The following is a 20,273-nucleotide window of genomic DNA, read 5'->3' as shown; positions in this document are numbered from 1 at the left end:
AGTACAAATTTAACGTCCACTGGTGCGAGTCTTGTTTGTCGCACTCAACAAATATCAGGGCGGAGCAAGGGCAGCATGCACTGCGCATAGCGGCTCTTGTACCGGTAAGGGGTCGGCACCAAAGTCTGTGTTGCCGGCGCGATGGTGGTGCTCGCCCAGACTCTAATTCCCTTGGTGGAGGGAGCAAAGGGGTTCCTTGTCACCCACCACCTACTACTTCGAGGAAAAAGATGACCTCCTGCACATCCAAGTGAAAGCGAGCGGGCGGGCTGATCTGGTGGAAGGGATAACAGGCCGCCAGCATTCACGCATGGTGGCGAACTACGATTTTGACCTGTGCACGCTCGCACAGAGCCTCAACTCCGGCAGGGAACATCCGGCCGAACCTGTTTCCGGAATTGGGTGGCCGGCTGCCTCCTTCGCTGCGCTTCCCCGGCAGCCGGCCAACACGCTGGCGCGGGCGCGGCCCCTAACCACCGGCGGGGAAGACGGGTGTCAGACCGGGGTGGAACCACTGTGAAAGGCCTCATCCTGGGATCCATTTACCAGCGGCCTGCCGCTGTCGTCGAGTATCGCCAGGACAGCAGAGCGGACAGTGCCGCGGAAGAGCTGCTGGAAGCATTTAGCTTTGACGGTGCCGGGAGTCCTGGCCCGGTTGATGCGGTGTGGATCGGCAGGTCGAACCTTCCCTAAACCAGACCACAGAGAACACGGTGCCACCTCAGGAGAGTCTGCACACCGTTAGCGTGGCCGTTAGGGTTCCGCAGGGAAGAGCGCCCCCCGGGCAGCCACAACCCGGTGCAGCGATGACGCTGCACCACAATTTTCCTTTTGCTGAGGGACACGCAGGAAGAACCAGTTCAGAACGCGCTGGTCCTTCCTGCGTTTAAATCGTCCGGAACAAGGCGGCGGTCTGCACTTGCCGTTACATTCGCCGCTTACATCTGTGACGGTCAGGCGGGTAACGATGTCTCTGCCGGTCCGTCGGTTGCGGGTGCCTCTGTTGCCGGGGTTGCGGGCTGGTTTTTGCGGGCGGCGTTGCGTTTGGTTGCGGTAGGGTTTTCGAGTCCGAGTTTTTTGAGTTCCTCGGGTGTCCAGCCGTCCTTCGTCGCCCGGAGGTAGGCTTTCTTGCTGTCGCGTTCGGCGTCGGCGAGCTGGTCTTTGAGGTCGGCGACGCGCTGCCTGGCGGTGACGAGTCCGGTGACGGAAGCGATGCGGGAATCGAGCAGGCGCCGGGCCTGCTCCTGCGTTTGTTCGATGCTGAGGTTAGCCATGTCTTCGAGCTTAACCGTTCCACCTTATCGGCGCATTGTTGCCCCCGGTGTTGCCGGCCGGGACGTCCTGGTCCACGTGCATTCTCGCCTTTTCCTTGTGCCTGTCCGGGTGTGGGTTTTGGTGGGTGAGCCAGTCGTCGATGTCGGCGGGGCAGTAGCGGATACTGCGGTGCCCCAGAGTGAAGTATTCGGGCCCAATGCCCTGCCGCCGCCACTGGGAGAGCATGTGTGTGGGGATGCTGTACTGCTGCTGCACAACGGCCGGCGGGATGAGTGCCATGGTGAGTTGCTCCTGACTGCTTATGTTTGAATGCCCGTTCCTTGCGGCACGTTTGTGTCGACTTGACCGTCGAAGTGAATTGGCAGGTCGGAGTCCGGGGGTCCGTGGAATACCGCAGGGAGCGCCAGCGAGTGAGGATATGCCGCGAAAGCCGCCGGCGCAGACTTGCCAAGAGAAGGGCGGGCAGTAAACTCAGCAGCCGAAACGGAACGGCTTCAGCCGTTCAAAGTACCCCGGGCCGCGCCAGCGATCCGCATGGGTACAATCAGGTCCCGCGACCACAGCACCTGAGGAGCGTCCCGGAAGTCGGCGGAGCAAGCTGTACACTTACGTACCCGTAAGTGGTGAAACCTTTCGACATTTCGTCTCGGGTCGGGCACACTGGGGGTGTGGTCCCCGGTTCCCAGGGTCGCTGCGCTGGGCATTGAAGGGCGTCGGGAAGGGCGGTGAAAGCGCGTTGGTTGAGGAACCGGTCGAACGGGGCCGTTTGGGGAAGCGGCGGCGGGAGAACGCGCCGGCGGGGTCGAAGAAGCGCCGCACCGTGTGGGTGACGGCGGAGGAGGAAGCCCGGCTGGTTGCGCGGGCGGCGCGTGAGCGGGTGACGGTGCCGAACCTGCTAATGTCCGCGGCCCTGTCCGAGTCATCCGAGACGCCGACCCAGCGCAAGGCCGCGATGGCCGAGCTGATGGCCCTGCACACCCTGCTGGCAAGGGTGTCGAATAACGTGAACCAGATCGCGAGGCACGCCAACGCGGGGGAGGACTTCCCGCAGGATGCCGCCGCGGTGCTGGGGTATGTGCGGCAGGTGGCCGGGCGGATCGACCAGACCATTGAGGGGCTGATGTAGCCGGTGATTCCGAACATTACCCGCGGTTCAAGGCTGGCCGGGCTCATGGTGTATCTGGCGTCGACGGATGCGGATAAGACGAAGAACGCGCACACCGATCCGCACCTGGTCGCCGGCGATCCCGCGGTCATGGCGTGGTACGACGACGGGGTCCTGGACCACGCCGACGCGCTGGCGATCGCGAAGCATCTGGACCAGCCGCGCAAGGCCTACGGAGTCGAGATCTGGCAGAAAGACTTCCGCTGGGACCAGGCAACAAAGCGGCGGGTGGAGAACGGATACAAGCAGGCCGACGTGTGGCACTGCTCCCTAAGCCTGCGCGCCGAAGAAGGCGCCCTGACGGACCAGCAGTGGGGCGACATCGCCAACGATTTCGTGGACGCGATGGGCTTCACCGAGACCAGCGGCAAGGCCCAGTGCCGGTGGGCCGCGATCAACCACGGCACCAGCGAAAACGGGAACCACCACATCCACATCGCGGTGTCCCTGGTCCGCGAAGACGGCACCAAAGCCTCCACTCACGGCGATTACAAACGCGCACAGAAAACCTGCCGCGAACTCGAGGTGAAGTACGGCCTCGAGCAGCTCTCTACGGTGCACGCCACCCGCGGATACGAGCGCGCTGAGAAAGCCACGGCGATCAGGGATAACCGGGAGATGCACCGTGTGTCGCTGGCCCGCAAGGTCCGTGCCAGCGCCGGCGCCTCGGTGACGGAGGCGGAGTTCGTCCGCCGCGCCCGGGACACCGGACTCTTGGTCCGCCCGCGCTACGCGAAGAACACGACGGATGTCATTGTCGGGTACTCGGTTGCCGAGCGTCCGAAACCGGGGGAGCGGCCTATCTGGTTCGGCGGCGGCAGCCTTGCCTCGGACCTGAAGCTCGGTGCCCTGCGTGAAGGATGGCCGGACTCCCCGCAGCTGGCGACGGAAGCGGCGGCCGAGTGGAACGCCGCAGCTAGGAACAAGCGCAAGGTGTCCAGGACCGGCCCGGAGAAAGCGGCACCGCCGGCGGAACTGTGGGTGGAGTACACGCGCAACGCGACCGCTTTGGCGGACCGGCTCCGCGCTATCCCGCGTGATGATCACGCCACCTGGGCGAAAGCCGCACGGGAAGTATCCGGTGCCTTCGCGGCATGGTCGTATCGGCTCGAACCGACGCCCGGGCCGCTGGCGGCTACAGCTGCTGAACTGTCCCGCACAGCACAGCTGCGGGCTCCCCGGCAGCACGGCAAGCCCGTCGCTCTGCCGTCCATCGCCGGCACCGCCATGTTGTTTATGGCAGCGTCCAGCAAGAACAAGACGGCAGCGCAGACGGCACTCATGGTGCAGCTGATCAACACCGCCTTCGCCGTGTACGAAATGCACGCCCAATCCGGGCGAACCCGGGAAGCCCAGCGCATCCGTTCAGTGGTCGAGAACCAGCTGGCCCCCTTCACCGCAACGATGCCCAAGGCAGTAGCTGTACCGGTAGGAGCCGAACAACCGCCGGTCGCAGAAGCAGCAGTGCCGAGGGCTGTGGATATCGCGCGCCGCGGTATGGCACCTATTCGTCCCGGCTCGGTGGTGCCCGTGACGCCCACTCCGGCGACACCTGCGAAGACCTATCTGCCCAGCCGGCGTGACACCGGACCGGGCCTCGACCGGTAAGAATCACACCACTAGTGCAAGGTGAACACCATGAGTGAAGCAGACGGCATCGATGATTTTCTGGACAACGGCATGCGGCAATCACTGCTGATCGCCTCGCGCATCGCCGAGACACTGGCACGCCGCCGGCAAGAGGCCCAGAGACAGCAGGAACACCAGGACTCCCAGGCAGCACACGAAACCCGGGCCCGGCTCGCGGCCGAGCGCAGCGCAGCACACGCGGCACTCGCCTCCGTCCACAAGGATCAGTGGTGGGAGAAGGCGCAGCCGGCCGACATCGCCGCCGTCCACGCTGTCGCTGAGGGCTGGAAAGACCACGACCCCACCGCCCTGGAAGCGGCGGAGAAGATCCGTCATGAAGTCCTGACCCGGTACGGCATCGACACACACGACGTCGGCTCGGACACCGCCTACCTCGAATCCGGGATCCAAACCATCGCGACCGAAAAGGCCCGGCAGGATGAGCTGGCGCGCAGCCAGGAACAGACCCGAAAAGCTGCCGCTGAACACGAAAAAGCCATGCAGCTGCTCGCAGCCGCCCGTGCCGAAGAACTCCGCGCACAGGCCGAGAAACTCGCCCCCGAAATGGAACGCCACCAGGTGCCCGTTGAATACCTGGCCAACCCCGAACTGGCCCAGGCCCTGCAGCGAGCCCACAACGCGAAAACTCCCACAGCCGTAGCTGCTGCAGACGCCGAAGTGAAGGAACGCATGTTCCTCATTGGCAAGGACGGGATCCACGGTCCCGACATCGACCAGCTCCGCAAAGAAACCACCGCCAACGTCAACGGCGCCGACGACTCGCACTTCACGGATCCCCAGTTCGTGAAAGCCGCCAAGGACATGCACGAAACCAAACTCCTGGCCGAGGGCGGATTCACAGGCTCCCAGCGGGAGTCAATGGAACAACGGTACGAACGGGCCGAGAAAGAACTCTTCGGCCGCCTCGAAGGCGTCGGCCGCGAAATCGAAAACCGCGTCACCGGCAACGACAGCAGCCAGCTCCAAGACCAGGGACTAAAAGCAGAAACCGCGTCGGCCGCCGGCTACGGCTCAGCCATACACCACGAGAAGTTTGCTGAGTCACTGGAGAGCAGCGGTGCCAACGAAACCCAGATCCGTGGCCGCCTGGCCGCAGCCCGCAGCGAGGGCACACACCCCAGCACAGCAGTGACCACGACGGGTGGGGGTGCGGCCAAGGCCCGAAAATCCCGGGCAGGGGCAGCAATGGGTGCTGAGCGCGGCAAGTGCGGACTGTCCCGCTAGACCATCCTCCACTGCAACACTCGCTCGTCACTCACCCGTCGAGGAGAAGTCCTTACCGGTGTGTTTTGGGGAAACGGCGCTTTGGCTCTAGGGAAAGGCGCATTTTGCCGAAAGGTTTTCCTGTGACTTCAGATGTTGCCTCCGGGACTCCTGCCTCAGTCTCTTGATTCCAGGACAGTGTTGATTTGGCTGCTGCGGTACAGTTCGAGCCATGTCGCGGTGTCCTCGCCGAGGCTCTTGAACTCCGCCGTTATGGCGCGCTCGTGAGGAATGCTCTCGTCTGGCGTCGGCTGGAAGTTCATCGCCTTGAGCTGTTCCGCATATCCGCGGAAGCGTTCGTAGGTTGCCAGCGGAACGACCCTGTCCGGGCATCCAACCAGGGCGTCCTGGATCTCGACGTCTTTGGCCATGCGGCCGGCAAGTACGGCCAGCGCACCCAGGGCCAGGTCGCGGGCGGCGAAGAAGGCATTATCCAGGTACGACAGCGCCGTGATGTAGGACCCGGCCAGATAGTACGCGGCGTCCGCCTTAGCGTACGGGGAGTCAAGCGAGTGGTAGAGGCGGCGGATGAATAGGTCGAATTTGTCTGGTGCCTGCTCCAGCGCGTCGTAGCCTATCAGCGAACCTATGTGGCTGGCGTTCATCTCCGAGACGTAGCTGAGGGCTTCATCGATTCTGTCGCTGAGAACCAGTTCTTCAAGCCTGTTGAGCGAAGGCCCGTGCGTTTCGGGGACGTTGCCGCGTACAAGGGCGAGCTGGCTGACGCGGTACAGCTCCAGCCAAGTGGCCAGGCGATCTCCGCTGCTGCCAAGCTCCTCGGCCACGGCATACTCATGCGATGCGTTTTCCTTGTTTGTGGGCCGGAAATCCATTGCCTTGAGCTGTTCTGCATATCCGAGGAGGCGTTCATGGGTCGCCTGTGGAATGACTTTGTCCGGGCACCCGACCAGGGTGTCCAGGATGTCGATATCTTCGCTCATGCGGCCCGCGAGTTCATTGAGCATGTCTAGCGAGAGATCACGGAGTGCGAAGAAGGCGTTGTCGAGATGTGAAAGCTCGTCGAGGTAGGCCGCGCGGAGATGGTGGACCAGGTCGGCCTTGGCATAGGTAGAGTCGAGCGATGCGTAGAGCAGGCGGATGAATCTGTCGAAATTCTCGGGTGCCTGCTCCATTGTGTCCGGGAGAATCAGCGAGGCGACGTGCCCTGCGTTCATTTCCGACACGTAGCCGACGGCCTCGTCGATCCTGTCACCCAGCACCAGCTCTTCAAGCCTGTTGATCAATTTCCCAGCCCTCCTGTACGGAAGCCGCCAGACGGGCAGCAGTAAAGGAAAATATATCGGCTGGACAGAGTCAGGTTGCTCGTCCTTCGGGCCGTTTCATAGCCCATCCCCAATCGACAGTCTCGGCTTCGGTTCAGGCTAAGCGCAAGCTTGTAGGCAGAGCATTGATCAATTCGAGTTACGACGGCGTCTCCTACGCTCCGTCAGCAACAGGGCGATGACTGCGACAAAGAAGACGACAGGTATGAGCCATCCCGTTAGTTGGCTGATGTCGGTCACGAATGCGTCGATGAGCGCCAAGGACACGATGATTAGTAGGGCCGGCAACATGAAAGCAGCCCGTAGCTTGAAGCTAATTCCACTTGGCGCAGCCATCGTTTCCCCTACTTCAGATGTGTGAGCATTCCCGAAAGGAAAAACTACAAGTTCTAGGGCTCTCCGCGATGGCGACGTTCATGATCGATGAGGAACAGGGCCACACCAGCAAGGCCGAGAGTCGCTAGGGCCAATACAAACCACTGTCCTTCCGTAACAGCGAGGATGATGCCCCAGATTAATCCACCAAGGAGCGGTGTAGCCATCCATAGGCTGAAAGCTCTCCCTCGTTCCCTATATGTCCAAACTTGCCCCTTTTTCGGGAACATTGGCCTCTCATTTCTACATGAGCTTCACTGCCTTGCCTTCATCAAGTCTCATTCCAACGCCTTGACGAAACCCTAGAGCTTCAAGAATCGACAGTCGATCGCCATGCGGGCCGCTCATTGCATCTTCGTGATCCGACGCAGCAGTCCGGCGTTGTCCATGCTGCCATTTTCAAGTACGCGACCAGCGCTGGATGATCGAAACCTTAGTAAGCGGAGGATGGGGATCGTCATACCAAGATACTTCGACGCCTGTGGCTCGACCGTTCTCGTGCCAAATGAGGATGTTACAAGGCTCTATCTCGGCTTCGAGATCCGCGGCGAATCCGATGGGGCATTCTGTGCCTTGCGGCAGTGGCGGCACGTCGGGTGCGATCATGATGTCAAAGCATTGGTCGCAGTGATCCTCAGGGGCCGTCTGGCAGGTAGCGAACTGCGCCTCTAGGACATCAGCCAGTTCCCCCGCATGCTGCACGACCTGTCGGAAGATTTCCCTTTGGGAATCGGAAGGCTGCTCCATCAGCTCATCCTAACTGGGCTCGCGGAGGGGGCGCTGACCTGTAAGACCCGGCCTGTTGAGTGTCTTGCCGTTCCTGCATGGACTTACGGGCCCTCCGGAGTTCCACTCCGCTTTCGTGCCTGTCCTCTGGCTCTCACTCCTCTTATTAGATGACTTCCGCTGCTGGCCCTACGGTCGGATTCTTCCCCTTGAGTGCGACCATCACTGCTTCGGGGAAGGGGACCGGCACGAGAGCATAAACAGCAGTGTCCACCAACGGCCCCTCCTTGTCCTGGGCCCACCGCAGGACCTCCTCAAGGGGTGTGTCGTCAAACTGCACTTCTTCAAGGAAAGGCGCGGACGTTTCTCTGCCCGTTTCTTCGCTGCCCCGGTAGGACCACACCTGCACTCGGAACGACGGATTATGCAATTCGACAACGTCGCTCTGGACGCTATAGGGCTGTCCCATTATCTGTGGCCCTTCCAAGGACTTTGGTCTTTTAGAATTATAGATTTTTCCTCGAAGGTCGGTCATTTCGCTGCATGTATTCACTGCCTAAACCGGCCGTGTGCATTCAACGGCAACACTTCAGTGGAAGCCCCCCACGTCGTCCCAAGTGTCTAGTTTTCTAAGCAGAAGGTTTGGCGACTTGTCGCGCTAGAGTCGCCAGGAAAGTGACCGCGGAAGGATCCTTTACTGACGTCGAGGCTGTACAAGCGGCCTTATTTGAGCCATGTCTGATCTTGTAGACAGGGAACCGCCGTTGCAGGACAGTTAGAGCACAGCCAACAGTGATTCTTTGTCCTTGGGGGATGACCAGATGATTGATGATGATGCCAAGAGGGCAGAGCGCTGGGCCAAGACTGAAAGGTTGGCGACCGGCATTACGGATCATGGTGTAGGTAGGGCTGTTAAGGTCTATTTCCTGGTCTACCTGCCTATCGGCTTTGTCCTCGTTCTCGGTGTTTCCCTTCTTGTATTTGCTCTTTTCGATGGGAATGCGCAAGAGGAATGGGAAACTTACCTCACCTATGCTCTGATGCTTGCCGGAGTGGCGGCATTGGTCGGCGGATTCATCTACGGTGTCAAGAGGGTCAACCCTCTGGTGCGTCCGCAGCGGGCCGCAGCCCTCGTCTGGCTGGACAAAGCAGAAAAGAAGCGAATCACTAAGCAGATCTATGGCCGGATTCCTCCGATTCCCGAAGAGATAAGGATCGCTCGCGGTGCAGCAGCCCAAATGCGGCAAGGCCTGACGCAGTCACTGCTAACCATGCCAGGATTCGTGATCCTCTTTATCATGCAGGGATTACAAGCCCGCAATGGGTTCGTCGGAACCGTTTTCATCCTGCTCGTGGCTGTACTCATCGCGCTATCCATCATGATTATCTGGCAGTTTCGGGCGGCCGGCCGGTTCTTAGAAAACACAGCGGCTATCGCTACTGCCTAACATCAGTCCGATGGCCCATCGTTCAACGGTTTATAGCGATCTATTCCGTCGTGCGAGGATCTAGCCATGCCAGTTTCTCCTGCTGTTGTCTTGATCGGTCCTGCTGCCGCGGGAAAGTCGACGCTGGGTCTACTTGTTGCCGAAGAGCTCGGGCTGAAATTCGTAGATATGGACGAAATTGGCGAGGCCTACTATTTGGAGGTCGGCTGGAGCGTCCAGCGTTTGATCAGTCGCAGCGCTGAGGTTGGTCGAGTTGCAGCAGAACGGGAATGGGAGCCGGCACGTGCTCACGCGGTACGACGAGCAGTTGCGGAACATCCTGGAACTGTCTTGGCGCTCGGCGCCGGGCACACCTCGTTCATCGATGCCGCGTGCTTCGCGCGTGTAAGTGCAGCTCTCGCGGCCGTGGACCACGTTGTACTGGTCCTTCCTGAAGCAGGCCGGGATGCAGGGCTGGCCGAACTACGTGAAAGATCGGTCGCGACGAAAGGGACCGATTGGATCAGCTCGGGACACGATTTTCTCGCTGAATGGTTCGATGATGTAGGAACACGTTCCTTAGCGACTCACGTCGTCTACACCGAAGGCGAATCACCGCAGGCAACAGCTGTCCGCTTGGTTTCGGACCTGTTCGCCTCAAACAACACAACGGGGACTACGGGCACCTCTTCCCGCGAAAGCTGACTGTCTGACGCGGCCAGTACGCTGAATTCATGGAAACCATTTTGGCGCTCCCTGCACGAAAAGTATCCCGATCCATCACGCTTTTTGCCGAGGCTCAAAAACTCATTAGGACTTGGTCCGATGAGAATCCTATAAAGGGCAAGTTTGAAGCTACGGAGGATAGAAAACAGGTCAACCTCGTTCTGGACGTGGACGAAGATGCTCCGCTGGATAATATTGCGCTGATAGTTGGAGATGCAATCCACAACCTGCGTTCGGCATTGGACGGTCTTGCGTGGCAACTCGCCCATATGCGTGAAAAGCCGGCCAAACCCCGACAGATTTACTTCCCCGTGGCTGAGACGAAGTCGCAATGGAAAAACGCTCTTAGCGGACTTGCAACAGTCCCGGAACCGGCTTTGGAAAGAATCAAGTCGTTCCAGCCATTTAACTTCCCTAACCCCGCCGAGAGCTTCCTTGGGATACTTCACCACCTCGACATCAAGGACAAACATCATGATTTTCTCGTTGCCAAGGCGCAGATCTTTGGGGCAGGATTTGAGAATTTGCTTGTAGGGCTGGACGCCGGAACTGAAGTTACGCAACCGAAATTTGCGCCCCAACTGAATGGCTTCAAGAACTCCATCCTGGCTTCAATGTCCTTCACACGACCCATTTGGCCGGGAATTGACCCGGGTGGCAATGTCCAGGTGGCCGGGACGTTCGTATTGAAAGTCGATCCGCTCGACGTCTACTTTTCAGTTGACGAAATAGCAGAAAAATTTCCTCCGTATGTGATGCAGATGCTCGAAGACATTTGCGACGTGCGTCGCGTCAGCCGCGACCCTGCAGGAGAAACAGAGCAGCACATGCAGTGTGATGCCCAACGAAGCTAACTTCGCGACGAATCTCGTCTTCGGGCAATTACCTGCTGCACAAACTCGCTCAATCCAAACATAAGGGCTCCGCCGAAAGCCCAGACAGGAACCCTCTCCCATCCCCACGCTAGAAGTGCGAGCAAGCCAAAGACTATGGACGCACTCAGGGCAATGAGAAGCACTCGAAGCCATCCGAATCCCGCTCGTTGCGCCATGTTCAAAGAGTATGGGCAGCGCTGACTGATTCACAGCCCAAGTCCGTGTCGGATAAGTTCCGAGCGAAGACCGCATCAATCCGAGCAGCGATGCGCGGCGGCAACTAGGACAAGCCATCCAGCTTGTCCCGTTAGAGCGTCCACCTGTGTGGCTGCCTTTGCCGTGCAGCCGATTCTCAAGCGGATCGGCTTACAGGATCCACGAGCTGGTGGCTCCGGGGCCACGTCTTTCAGCTAGCCACCATGACGCCAGCTGCAGCTTTCTGCTTGCCCGAGGTCGTTCAAGTCTGTGGCCGCCCAGTGCCGAAGCAGCTAGTCTGGTTTTCCACGCTAGCTCAACGGAAGCGGCCGGAATGTTCAACAATGATCACGTCCCGCCGGGTTTTGTTCCGGATCAATCCCGAGGCGGAGACGGCCGGGCGGGCCTTGGCCGAGCAGTTTGGTACCTATTGGTAACCGGCTTTGGTGCGCTGGTCTTCTACCTCATTCAAGATGCCTTCACTCTCGGTATTGCAATACTCGCTCTGCTCGGCTCCTTTGTTCTTGGTGCCGCCATCATGGCGCCCGTCCTCACCCGTCGTAATAAGAAGCGAAGCCAGAATTCCGAAAAGCATCCCGGCTAACCGACACCGCTCGGATCGTTCCTAGTCCAACTTTGGATTACTGCGGGTTTCCGTTTCGAGGAAAGCATCAACGAACTCCGCTAAATCCTTACCGCTCTGTCCGTAGTCGATCTGCGTTGTCTTGAGCCAGGGCTGGCAACGGGCTTGGATTCTCGTTCCCCTGTCGTGCGGTGCAAGATCGAGGGTCACCACTCCGCCCCAACTCCAGAAGTTACCCTTCACGCGGAACCGTAAGCTGTCGTCTCCTTCGAAGAGATGACTGTAACGGCGGGACCGGGCAATCAAATCCCGCACTCGTCCCATCACGGCCAGGGGGCTATCGCCCGAATCGATCACGGTCGAGGCCGAGGCACCTGTTACGTTGATTCCTTTCATCGAGCTCTGGGCATTCGTGCCCTTACTCCGCCGCGCCATGAGCACGAGCAGAACGATGAACAGCACTATAAGGGCTGCGAAACCCACTGCTACAGCAACGATTCGTCCGTCGATTGCTTCCACGTATTCGACCTCCTGTTCGTTCCCGAACGTAAGTAGCTCGTAGAGGTCTCACCGGGCACCTCAGCCGTCAAGCGAGCCTTCATTACACCGCTGCAACCTTAGATAATTCATGCTGCCAGGAAGGTCGTGCTGTTACTCAGAGATGGGCAATAAAAGTGGCCGTTGGAGGATCGGCTCTCGGCACTGCGGCTAATGGCCGTCTCATAAGCCGCTCCCTGAAAGCGGCTGCTAACGAATTCCCAAGATCTGGGAAGCACCGACCAGCCAAGAGTCGTTTTCAGGACACGAAGACAGGCTGCAACGCGAAGTACAGGACGACAGCCGCAATGTAACTTATAAAGCTGCTCACCAGGAGGGCATGTGGTCGCGTCAACCAAGCTCTGCCACGCGGTGACATACCGTGAGTCTTCGTCATCATATTGAGCGCGAGGCGCACTCGCACTTCCAGAATGGATATGACGGCTGCCAAAGGGAGGAACATTAAGGCAACCGCCAGGAGAGGAATTAGATCCTTGGCGAATTGCGCCACGAGCCAAGTCAGTGGCAACACGAGAATGCCTGCAGCTATGGCACTCGTTGCCAGCCAACCACCAATTGGGTATTCGTAGTCCCGGGCTACGGGCGGGTTCAGGTCGTCAAGCTTCAGAAGCTCTACTTTGTAATCCTTGCCGAGGTCTCGGCGTAGGTACAGGTTGGTCAGCGCGCCGCAAAAGTTCAACATGCTGATGAATTGGGTATTGATGCCTGACCTCCCGTGCGAAACCCGCTTTCTTTCGTGGGTGCCATACCTAACCGTTCCGATACCAGAACCCACGGAATTACTGTAAGCCGTAGATCCGTCGGGGCCTCACTTGGCAATGTCCCGCAAGTTGAATGCCAATTGGAACGGCAAAGGCGCAATTCTTCATCACGTCTGGTGGTTCTCCAGATGAGGCTGGTTCGAGGATTGGATCGGGCGGCGTCCTGCCCAGCCTGCCATCAATAGCCCTACCAAGACCCCTGCGCTTGCGAAGCCCTCCGGCGAGGTCCAACCTAGCTCCGGCAACGTCAGAGCCACGACTACGACTGCGCAGGACAGCAGGAACTCCGTGGCGGCCTGCAGGGGCCGGCGCCTGTAGCCGGGCGATGCGATGAAGTGAGCCAATGGTACCGCTGGCACCAGGGCGAGTAGGGCGAGGCCCAAGATGGGATAGAGCGCGTAGAAGACGAAGAACAGCGACGATGCGATCAGAAGCAGCAGGAAAAGCGCCAGCTTTCCGGCCTGCCGTCCTCTGCCGTAGCTGCGCCAGCGCCGGCAGATGATGGCCCATGCCGGCAGACCCAGCAGCCAGAGCCCGCCCCAGTAGCCGGTGCCCAGCGCCCACAGCGCCACCATCACAAGACCGGGCACGACGAAGGTCAGCAGCTGGCCCCAGGAAACCTCCCGAATCCCAGGGCCGAACATGAACAGCCCGATCACGGCGTAGACAACCACATATCCGGGCAGCAGCTCAGGGTCGGGCCGGGTCCCGAGCCCCAGCAGGAGCAACAGGATGCCAATAATCGACACAGCCACAGCAGCCACAGTCCAGGGTCGGCCTGGCCCTGATGCCTCGCTAAGCCGATCTTTCAAGGTCTCCACCTCGGCAGTATTGCATAGCAAGTGCGTCCCGATCGCCATACAAGGCGGCGTTAGACGCACCCTAGAAAGCGTGTGCCCCGCTGAAGGATCGTCCTAGGGCACGCGCGGGCACCGAATTGCTGGCGCCCAGTAGAGCATTGAATCATGGTCGGAGAAGAATCTAACGCGTACCTTTAAGTCATGGACGAGCGGACGCCAGAACGAGCCATTGTGCCCAACGTGGTTGGAATGCCGTTCCATGTCGGCCGGGACGTGGCCTCCGAAGCAGGTGTCACCCTCGCCAATCCTGATCCCGACGGTCCGCCGATCAGCGCACTCGCTTGGCCAGGTCTCTTCTATATCACTTGGCAGCATCCATCGGCGGGCACCGAGGTTGACCGATGGGACTCGGTTGTGATCGAAGTCGTCGAGCACGGCGACGCACATTCAAATGCAATTCGAGAGGGTCCTTCGACGTTGCCAACCGACTCCGCGCACGCGACACCCGATCGGAACGTTTCATAGCCGCGACGAAGTCGCGATGACAGTGCGGTAAAGGATCGGTTGCGGGCCATGGGCAGACGGGGTCTAGGGCAGCACTGCGTCTGCAGACGGCCGGCGCGACTGAAGGGCGACGCAGGTCCCAGCCCCGCTCAACGTCATGCCCAAGAGCATCAGCCATGTCGGCTGCCAGCCACCTGAGTGATACACGAAGGTCCGGTCCGAGACCGTCGAGTGCCACGTGCATTCCCGTCCCATCGGCCACACGGTCCAGCGACCCTCAACACGGGAACCCTCATTGAACTCATCGAGCGGTTTATTCACCCCTTGAGGCACGGAGCCGACGATGCAAAGGTACTCCGCTGTGTCCCCGAGGCGATGGATGTACGCGTTCCACAGGGCCCCGAGACAAAGAACGGCGCCGACGGCCAGCAGCACGAACGCCGTTGTCGTCAGGGAGAGAGTCGGCAGCCGCATTCCTCCAGCATAGGCGTGACGTGCTTCAGCTGGCTCCGGGAGTTGCGGAACAGCCCCTTCTCCCCGTACTGGTGCCGGGAGAGTCGCGCTGAAGGATCGGCTTAGTGGAATCATCATTGAGCTGATGCCTTGCTGTGATTCCAAGAGCCGTCGCTAGGAAAATGATCCAGGCAAAGCCTTATGGGAAGATTCGATTCGAACTCTTGCGACACACACATCCCAATGGCGGACAGGTACAGGGTATGAGTCACGTTCCGCGCCCGCCCGACCGGGAGCACACCTTCAGAGCCCTATACGAGGCAGTTCACCCGGACCTGCTTCGATTCGTCCAGCGCCGTGCCCGTCCCGAGCATACAGAGGACATCGTCGCGGACGCATTCCTTGTCGTCTGGCGCCGCCAGGAGGAAGTACCAAAAACCCATGACGATGCGCGAGCGTGGATTTACGGCATCGCCCGGAACATATTGCTCAACGCACAGCGGGGCGATCAACGCCGGCTGGCGCTAGGGGTGCGCCTCGCCGACACGGCAGCAGTCTCCCACAACGACTCGAGTGCTGATCTGGTTATCAGCCGCGTTGACCTCGGCAGGGCATGGCGCCTGCTCTCCGAGATTCATCAAGAGGCGTTAGGCCTGGCCGTCTTCGAAGAACTCACGGCGACCCAGGCAGGTGCCGTCATCGGCATCTCGCCGGTCGCCTACAGGCTACGTCTCAGCCGCGCCCGCCGAGCTCTTCGGCTTCACCTCAATCACCTGCCGGCCGGAACACCGGCTGCGCTCTCCGGAAGGACCACAATCTCATGACTGGCGTTCACGACACCGATCCCGTGCTCCGAACACTCGACGCTGCGACGCACCAACTCAGCCCCACCCAATCCCACCGGGCACGCACGGACCTCCAACGGATCCTGGCTACCGATCCCGCGATGCCTGTCAGCCCACGTCCGCAACGGTCGAGGAAAACCCGAAGGGTTGCGCTGATAGGGGGAATGGTTGCCGCGGTGACCGCCGCCGTCGTTATCCTGCCGTCGGCCACCGGCGGTGACCAGGCATTCGCAAGCTGGACGGCCACCCCTATTGGTGTTAGCGGGCAGGAAGAAGTGGCCGCGGTCGAAGATTGCCGCGCTTCGAAAGAAGGCGTAGGAGGCGGCCAATATATAGAGGACCTCAGCGAGGCAGAAACAGCTATCGCTGAGCGTCGAGGCGTCTGGACCACCGTCATACTGACGGGACCTGATGGCTTCTCCGCACTTTGCATCACCGACGACACCTTCAACCTATTCGGCAAAGGCATGATCGGCTCCCTCGGGAAACCCACCGGCTACACCGCTCCCGGCCCCCGCGAACTCGAAGCCACTAGCCTCGGCACGGGCACCACGAGCGCAGGCGACATCTCCCTCGCAGCGGGCAAAGCAGGAACTGACGTTGTAGGCGTCGCATACGCCAGCCCGACGCTTGGGGAGGTCACAGCCACCGTCGCCAAAGGCCATTTCGCGCTTTGGCTCCCCGGCGACGACCTGAGGAACGCCAGCGACGGGTTAGACGTCACCGTGACCTACCGCGACGGCACAACAGGGACCAGCACATTAAGTCTTTGAATGGAGCGTCCGAACAGTCAGTATCAGGATCGCCATGGGGGGCTCATCATGAGCTGATGCCTTGGACGACACTGGAAAAGCCAGCCGTCACGTAGACGATGACAACGTCGGTCGCCACGACATACTGCTCTAGCATGGGAGCAACCGGAACCGGTTGCGACAGATGGGGTGGGAATTGTGGTGACCGATTGGGACCTGCAGCTGGTCGTGCCGTTGTGGCAGGGGAGCGGAGCGCCGGGCATTGCGGAAGGCGCCGCTCGTCTGGCTGAGATTGTCCGGCCCACATCCACGCGGCATGTTGTGGATCCAGCCCTTGGGACACGTGAAGAGAACCCCCGAGTAGGGGGTGACTCGTTGATTGAGAATCACGATGCCGTGGAAGCGCATTTGGTCGCCGCGCAGGACCTGTTGCAGGACCTTGGTCCGCGCAGCCTGTTGACCTTGGGCGGGGACTGCACCGTGGACGTGGCCTCGGTGTCGTACATGGCCTCGATCCATCAGGACCTCCATGTGGTGTGGATCGATGCTCACGCTGATCTGAACACGCCGGACTCCAGCCCGAGCGGACACGCCCACGGCATGCCGTTGCGCACACTGTTCGGCGAGGGCCACCAGCGCCTGGTGCCGTCCACTACGGTGTCACCGCAACGATGCGCGCTTCTGGGCACCCGTTCCATGGATCCACCCGAGCTTGCGTTCATCGACGCGCACGAGCTGCCGCTGCTAACCCCCGGCCAGTTGCAAAACGAACCGCATCGCCTGGGGCAGCTGCTGGACCGGTGGTTGCCCGGGGGTGCCCCGCTGTACGTGCATCTGGACCTGGACGTACTGGACCCGAAGGTATGGCCGGCGGTGGCCGTTCCCGAACCCGGCGGGCTGGACATCGCCACCTTGGTCGATGTGATCAAGACGCTTCGGGGCCGGGCTAACCTGGTCGGGGTCAGCATCACCGAATACGTGCCCGGCGAGGACCATGATGCTTCGCCGCTTTGGCCGGTGTTGGACGCCTTGGGCATCCCCACACATGACCGTCCAGACGAAGAAACCTGGCAGGAATGAAAGTGCCACAGGCGGAACCCGTGGAAACCAAGGACCCGCCGGACCCCGATGTAAGGGTGTGCTTCTTGGGGGATTCGTTCGTGGCCGGCGTCGGCGACCCATGGCACCTGGGCTGGGCCGGGCGGCTGGCAGCGCAAAGCCATGCACGAGGGCAGGTATTGACCTCCTACAACCTGGGCATACGCCGCGACACCAGCGCCGACATCCTTCGCCGTTTCCAGGCCGAGTGCACACCAAGATTGCCTTCCGGAAGCCACGCGGGGGTCGTGTTGTCCTTCGGGTCAACGACACCATGGTCGAATCCGGGGTGTCCCATGTTGCGGCCGATGCCTCGGTCTCCAATCTGCGCACCATCCTGCGGCAGCTCAATGCTGCGGGGTGGCCGGTCATGGTGGCCGGCCCGCCGGCCGTCGACGACGAACAGCACAATGAGCGCATCATGGCCCTCGACGCCTCCCTGGCGGCTGAATGCAACCGATAATGCAGCGCCGTACGTCAGTGCTGTCCGGCAGCTGAGGAACGATGACGTGTGGCGGCGAGAGGTGCGCGAGGGCGACGGCGCCCACCCCGGAGCCCTCGGATACGAAGCCTTGGCCGCGCTGCTGCGCCCGACCTGGGATGGTTGGCTTGCTGCCGTGCGGGCGGCCGGTCCAGTATCTAGAAGTACCTGGCCGGCAGCGACGTACTTCACGCAGCCGTCCATAAAGCGGCGCTATCCGGCCGACTCTGGTCCAAGGAAAGCGAGCCCACATAGCAGCAAGGATGCCATCATCGCTGATGATGGCAGGTGTCCCGCCATCACGTGGGCAGCCCACCCGGCTGCTGGAGCCGGGTGGGCTGTGAAGGTTGGCCAAGTGGCAACGCAAGGGCCAGCGAAAGCTGTTCCCACGGGTATTACGACCCGAGGAGCTTCCGGGGTCTATCCGTTTACTGCGGTGCTTGTCATGGACACGTTTACCGTTTTCGTGATCTTCGGGCTGTCGGCGAGTTTCAGCCAGATAACTCCGGCGATGATCACGGCCAGCCAGAACGCGCGGGCCGGGGTGAGTGTTTCGTCGAAGAAGACCGGGCCGAGGACAGCGGCGCCGACCGAGCCGATGCCGGCCCATACGGCGTAGCCGATCCCCACGTCGATCTTCTTGAGTGCGACGCTGAGGCAGAACAATGTCAAGAGGAAGAACACCAGGGCAGAGATCGACCAGCCCGGGACGCTGAATCCCTGGCTGCCTCCGACGCTCAGGGCGTAGCCGACTTCGAAGACTCCGGCCAGGAGCAGGACGAGCCATGGCCCGGTGTTCCTCTGGTGGGTGACGGGTGTTGTGCTCATGGGTTAGTCCTTTCGGGCAGGGTGGAAGGAAAAACGGAAGGTCTGGTGCGCCGGCAGAGTGGGCGCCGCATGTGGCGTCACGCCGCGCCGCCGAGTTGGAGGCCGACGACACCGACGATGACGATTCCGATGCCGGCTCCCTGGCGCCAGTTCAGTCGCTGGCCGAAGAGCATAGCACCCAGGATGGTGATCCCGACCCCTGCCACCGAGACCCAAAGCGCATAGCCGACAGCGACATCGAATGTCAGCAGTGCCAGGCTGAGGAAGAAGGTGGCGATTGCCCCGCTGACGAGTGTGGTGATGGTCCACCACAAGCGGGTGAAGCCTTGTGCCTTGCTCGCTGCGAGGGCAACCGCAATCTCGAAGATGACGGCGATTCCCAAATAGATCCAACTCATGTTTGTTTCCTTTTCGTAGGTGTGGCTGGGTTTGACGGCGTGTTGACGCTGCCCTGTCTCAGGCGCGTAAATCGTTGGAACGGTTCCAGACCGTGTTCGACCGGAAGCTGCTGCACTGTGTCGCCCAGCAGGATGCGGTCGATGCCGTAGGCCGGGTAGCTGCGGCGGTAGTCGAACCCCTGGCTGGCTACTGTGTCGCTGTCCACGGCAACGTAGATGCGGCTGACCCCGTGGTCGATGGCGAAGCGGTAGCACAGTCCGCACGGTTCTCCGCTGGCCAACAGCCAGGTGCCGTTCAGGTCGCTGAGCCCCGTATCTCCCATGGCCGCGCGCATGGCGACGATCTCCGCGTGTGCGCTCGGGTCCCCGGTCTCGTGAACGAGGTTGACGCCTGGTTCCGAGACGTAGCCGCCGGCGCCGAGAAGAACCCCGACGAAGGGCAGGCCGCCGGATTCGACATGGCGGACGCCGAACTCCACCGCCTCCTCCATGAGGTCGAGAAGTTCCTGGTGGGTACGGCTCACGGTTGCGGCACCAGTGTGGTCGCATCATCTCTGGCGTGCTTTAGCCGACCGGCATCCAGTACTCCCGGGTAGAGTCTTCCGTTCACGCGGAAGCTGGGAACAGCCGTCACTCCGACCGAGACGGCCGCGTACTCCTGGTCGGCAAGCTGCCGGGACGTCCGCTCCTCGCTCGTCAATGCCCGGATCACCTCCGCGCGGTCGAGTCCGACCGAAGTTGCGACGTCGATGATGACCTCATCCCGGCCGATGTCGCGGTCCTGTTGGAAGAACGCCCGGAACATTGCCGTCGAATATTCCTGTCCGATCCCGTGCTCGTTCGCCAGTTGCAGCACCATGAAGGCCTTGGCCGTGCGTGGCTGCGGGGACACCGAGGGCAGGAGGATGTCCATGCCCACCCGGCGGGCCATGGGGTAGACGGCCCCATCCCAGGTCTGCGGCAGGTAGTCGTCCTCCGGCCTAAGGGTCGGCACCGGATCGGGGCGCAACTCAAACGGCCGGATCTCGACCTCCACGTCGCGGACCCGTTTCAGTTCGGCTACTGCGTCCTCGACCAGGAAACAGAAAGGACAGACGTAGTCCAAAAATATCTCGACCTTGGTACTCATTCGAATCAACCTTTTTCTAGAAAATGACTGCATGTACATACATATAGTTGGGGACCTGGTTCGGCTTCGATGGCGGCTCCAATCGAAGTCAGCTTGTTGCGTGCGCTAATTGCATGTACATAC

The 20,273-nt window shown here is 60.8% G+C and carries 24 protein-coding genes; 12 read left to right on the top strand and 12 right to left on the bottom strand.

Annotation, left to right across the window (positions count from 1 at the left end; genetic code table 11):
• The first annotated feature begins 196 nt into the window (after positions 1-196).
• A complete protein-coding gene (locus AC3A4M_RS11220) occupies positions 197-520 on the top strand; it encodes a hypothetical protein (RefSeq protein WP_498735814.1) in 324 nt (107 codons plus the stop codon).
• A gap of 433 nt (positions 521-953) precedes the next feature.
• Here the strand turns inward: AC3A4M_RS11220 and AC3A4M_RS11215 are convergent, their stop codons facing one another.
• The gene (locus tag AC3A4M_RS11215; protein WP_498735813.1) at positions 954-1,274 is read right to left on the bottom strand and encodes a hypothetical protein; all 321 of its coding nucleotides are present in this window, start codon (positions 1,272-1,274) and stop codon (positions 954-956) included.
• 10 nt (positions 1,275-1,284) lie between these two features.
• Positions 1,285-1,554 (bottom strand): helix-turn-helix transcriptional regulator, encoded by a 270-nt coding sequence (locus AC3A4M_RS11210; RefSeq protein WP_498735812.1) that lies wholly within the window; start codon positions 1,552-1,554, stop codon positions 1,285-1,287.
• Positions 1,555-1,978: 424 nt separating this feature from the next.
• Between AC3A4M_RS11210 and AC3A4M_RS11205 the strand changes: the two genes are divergently transcribed.
• The 3 genes from AC3A4M_RS11205 to AC3A4M_RS11195 are packed head-to-tail and all read left to right on the top strand — an operon-like array spanning position 1,979 to position 5,314.
• Positions 1,979-2,401 carry a MobC family plasmid mobilization relaxosome protein gene (locus AC3A4M_RS11205; RefSeq protein WP_498735811.1) on the top strand — a complete coding sequence of 141 codons (423 nt, stop codon included), beginning with the start codon at positions 1,979-1,981 and terminating at the stop codon, positions 2,399-2,401.
• A gap of 3 nt (positions 2,402-2,404) precedes the next feature.
• Positions 2,405-4,048 carry a relaxase/mobilization nuclease domain-containing protein gene (locus AC3A4M_RS11200; protein ID WP_498735810.1) on the top strand — a complete coding sequence of 548 codons (1,644 nt, stop codon included), beginning with the start codon at positions 2,405-2,407 and terminating at the stop codon, positions 4,046-4,048.
• A 30-nt stretch (positions 4,049-4,078) separates the two neighbouring features.
• Positions 4,079-5,314: a hypothetical protein gene (locus AC3A4M_RS11195; protein WP_498735809.1), complete on the top strand. Its 1,236-nt coding sequence runs from the start codon at positions 4,079-4,081 to the stop codon at positions 5,312-5,314.
• Positions 5,315-5,469: 155 nt separating this feature from the next.
• Here the strand turns inward: AC3A4M_RS11195 and AC3A4M_RS11190 are convergent, their stop codons facing one another.
• The 3 genes from AC3A4M_RS11190 to AC3A4M_RS11180 all read right to left on the bottom strand — a co-directional run bounded on the left by AC3A4M_RS11190 (position 5,470) and on the right by AC3A4M_RS11180 (position 8,206).
• Positions 5,470-6,597: a hypothetical protein gene (locus AC3A4M_RS11190; RefSeq protein WP_498735808.1), complete on the bottom strand. Its 1,128-nt coding sequence runs from the start codon at positions 6,595-6,597 to the stop codon at positions 5,470-5,472.
• An 813-nt stretch (positions 6,598-7,410) separates the two neighbouring features.
• Positions 7,411-7,758, bottom strand: coding sequence for a hypothetical protein (locus AC3A4M_RS11185; RefSeq protein WP_498735807.1), 348 nt, complete (start codon positions 7,756-7,758; stop codon positions 7,411-7,413).
• Between the two features lie 145 nt (positions 7,759-7,903).
• A complete protein-coding gene (locus AC3A4M_RS11180) occupies positions 7,904-8,206 on the bottom strand; it encodes a hypothetical protein (RefSeq protein ID WP_498735806.1) in 303 nt (100 codons plus the stop codon).
• Between the two features lie 352 nt (positions 8,207-8,558).
• Here AC3A4M_RS11180 and AC3A4M_RS11175 point away from each other — a divergent pair, with 352 nt between their 5' ends.
• From AC3A4M_RS11175 to AC3A4M_RS11160, 4 genes are all read left to right on the top strand, one after another.
• Positions 8,559-9,185 carry a hypothetical protein gene (locus AC3A4M_RS11175; RefSeq protein ID WP_498735805.1) on the top strand — a complete coding sequence of 209 codons (627 nt, stop codon included), beginning with the start codon at positions 8,559-8,561 and terminating at the stop codon, positions 9,183-9,185.
• Positions 9,186-9,251: 66 nt separating this feature from the next.
• Positions 9,252-9,869 carry a shikimate kinase gene (locus tag AC3A4M_RS11170; RefSeq protein WP_498735804.1) on the top strand — a complete coding sequence of 206 codons (618 nt, stop codon included), beginning with the start codon at positions 9,252-9,254 and terminating at the stop codon, positions 9,867-9,869.
• Positions 9,870-9,898: 29 nt separating this feature from the next.
• Positions 9,899-10,744 (top strand): hypothetical protein, encoded by an 846-nt coding sequence (locus tag AC3A4M_RS11165; RefSeq protein WP_498735803.1) that lies wholly within the window; start codon positions 9,899-9,901, stop codon positions 10,742-10,744.
• Between the two features lie 550 nt (positions 10,745-11,294).
• Positions 11,295-11,564 carry a hypothetical protein gene (locus tag AC3A4M_RS11160; protein WP_498735802.1) on the top strand — a complete coding sequence of 90 codons (270 nt, stop codon included), beginning with the start codon at positions 11,295-11,297 and terminating at the stop codon, positions 11,562-11,564.
• A gap of 21 nt (positions 11,565-11,585) precedes the next feature.
• Here AC3A4M_RS11160 and AC3A4M_RS11155 read toward each other — a convergent pair whose 3' ends face one another.
• The 3 genes from AC3A4M_RS11155 to AC3A4M_RS11145 all read right to left on the bottom strand — a co-directional run bounded on the left by AC3A4M_RS11155 (position 11,586) and on the right by AC3A4M_RS11145 (position 13,617).
• Positions 11,586-12,062: a hypothetical protein gene (locus AC3A4M_RS11155; RefSeq protein ID WP_498735801.1), complete on the bottom strand. Its 477-nt coding sequence runs from the start codon at positions 12,060-12,062 to the stop codon at positions 11,586-11,588.
• Positions 12,063-12,339: 277 nt separating this feature from the next.
• On the bottom strand, positions 12,340-12,876 hold the full coding sequence (locus tag AC3A4M_RS11150; RefSeq protein WP_498735800.1) for a hypothetical protein: 537 nt from the start codon (positions 12,874-12,876) through the stop codon (positions 12,340-12,342).
• Positions 12,877-12,969: 93 nt separating this feature from the next.
• Positions 12,970-13,617 carry a hypothetical protein gene (locus tag AC3A4M_RS11145; RefSeq protein ID WP_498735799.1) on the bottom strand — a complete coding sequence of 216 codons (648 nt, stop codon included), beginning with the start codon at positions 13,615-13,617 and terminating at the stop codon, positions 12,970-12,972.
• Positions 13,618-14,882: 1,265 nt separating this feature from the next.
• Here AC3A4M_RS11145 and AC3A4M_RS11140 point away from each other — a divergent pair.
• From AC3A4M_RS11140 to AC3A4M_RS11125, 4 genes are all read left to right on the top strand, one after another.
• On the top strand, positions 14,883-15,443 hold the full coding sequence (locus AC3A4M_RS11140; RefSeq protein WP_498735798.1) for an RNA polymerase sigma factor: 561 nt from the start codon (positions 14,883-14,885) through the stop codon (positions 15,441-15,443).
• Positions 15,440-16,237, top strand: a complete 798-nt coding sequence (locus AC3A4M_RS11135) for a hypothetical protein (RefSeq protein ID WP_498735797.1) — start codon at positions 15,440-15,442, stop codon at positions 16,235-16,237. Before AC3A4M_RS11140 ends, AC3A4M_RS11135 begins: the two co-directional genes overlap by 4 nt.
• 168 nt (positions 16,238-16,405) lie before the next feature.
• A complete protein-coding gene (locus AC3A4M_RS11130; RefSeq protein WP_498735796.1) occupies positions 16,406-17,296 on the top strand; it encodes an arginase family protein in 891 nt (296 codons plus the stop codon).
• A 226-nt stretch (positions 17,297-17,522) separates the two neighbouring features.
• On the top strand, positions 17,523-17,777 hold the full coding sequence (locus AC3A4M_RS11125; RefSeq protein ID WP_498735795.1) for an SGNH/GDSL hydrolase family protein: 255 nt from the start codon (positions 17,523-17,525) through the stop codon (positions 17,775-17,777).
• A 438-nt stretch (positions 17,778-18,215) separates the two neighbouring features.
• Here the strand turns inward: AC3A4M_RS11125 and AC3A4M_RS11120 are convergent, their stop codons facing one another.
• From AC3A4M_RS11120 to AC3A4M_RS11105, 4 genes are all read right to left on the bottom strand, one after another.
• The gene (locus tag AC3A4M_RS11120) at positions 18,216-18,623 is read right to left on the bottom strand and encodes a DMT family transporter (protein WP_498735794.1); all 408 of its coding nucleotides are present in this window, start codon (positions 18,621-18,623) and stop codon (positions 18,216-18,218) included.
• A gap of 77 nt (positions 18,624-18,700) precedes the next feature.
• The gene (locus tag AC3A4M_RS11115; protein WP_498735793.1) at positions 18,701-19,021 is read right to left on the bottom strand and encodes a DMT family transporter; all 321 of its coding nucleotides are present in this window, start codon (positions 19,019-19,021) and stop codon (positions 18,701-18,703) included.
• Positions 19,018-19,545 carry a tRNA-specific adenosine deaminase gene (locus AC3A4M_RS11110; RefSeq protein ID WP_498735792.1) on the bottom strand — a complete coding sequence of 176 codons (528 nt, stop codon included), beginning with the start codon at positions 19,543-19,545 and terminating at the stop codon, positions 19,018-19,020. Before AC3A4M_RS11110 ends, AC3A4M_RS11115 begins: the two co-directional genes overlap by 4 nt.
• Positions 19,542-20,150 (bottom strand): DsbA family oxidoreductase, encoded by a 609-nt coding sequence (locus tag AC3A4M_RS11105; protein ID WP_498735791.1) that lies wholly within the window; start codon positions 20,148-20,150, stop codon positions 19,542-19,544. The genes AC3A4M_RS11110 and AC3A4M_RS11105 overlap by 4 nt, the downstream gene beginning before the upstream one ends.
• Positions 20,151-20,273: the final 123 nt, after the last annotated feature.

This window comes from Arthrobacter sp. Soil_C_60 (genome assembly GCF_057656375.1).
Note: the sequence above shows the minus strand (reverse complement) of the source record. Positions and strands in the feature narration are given on the sequence as shown.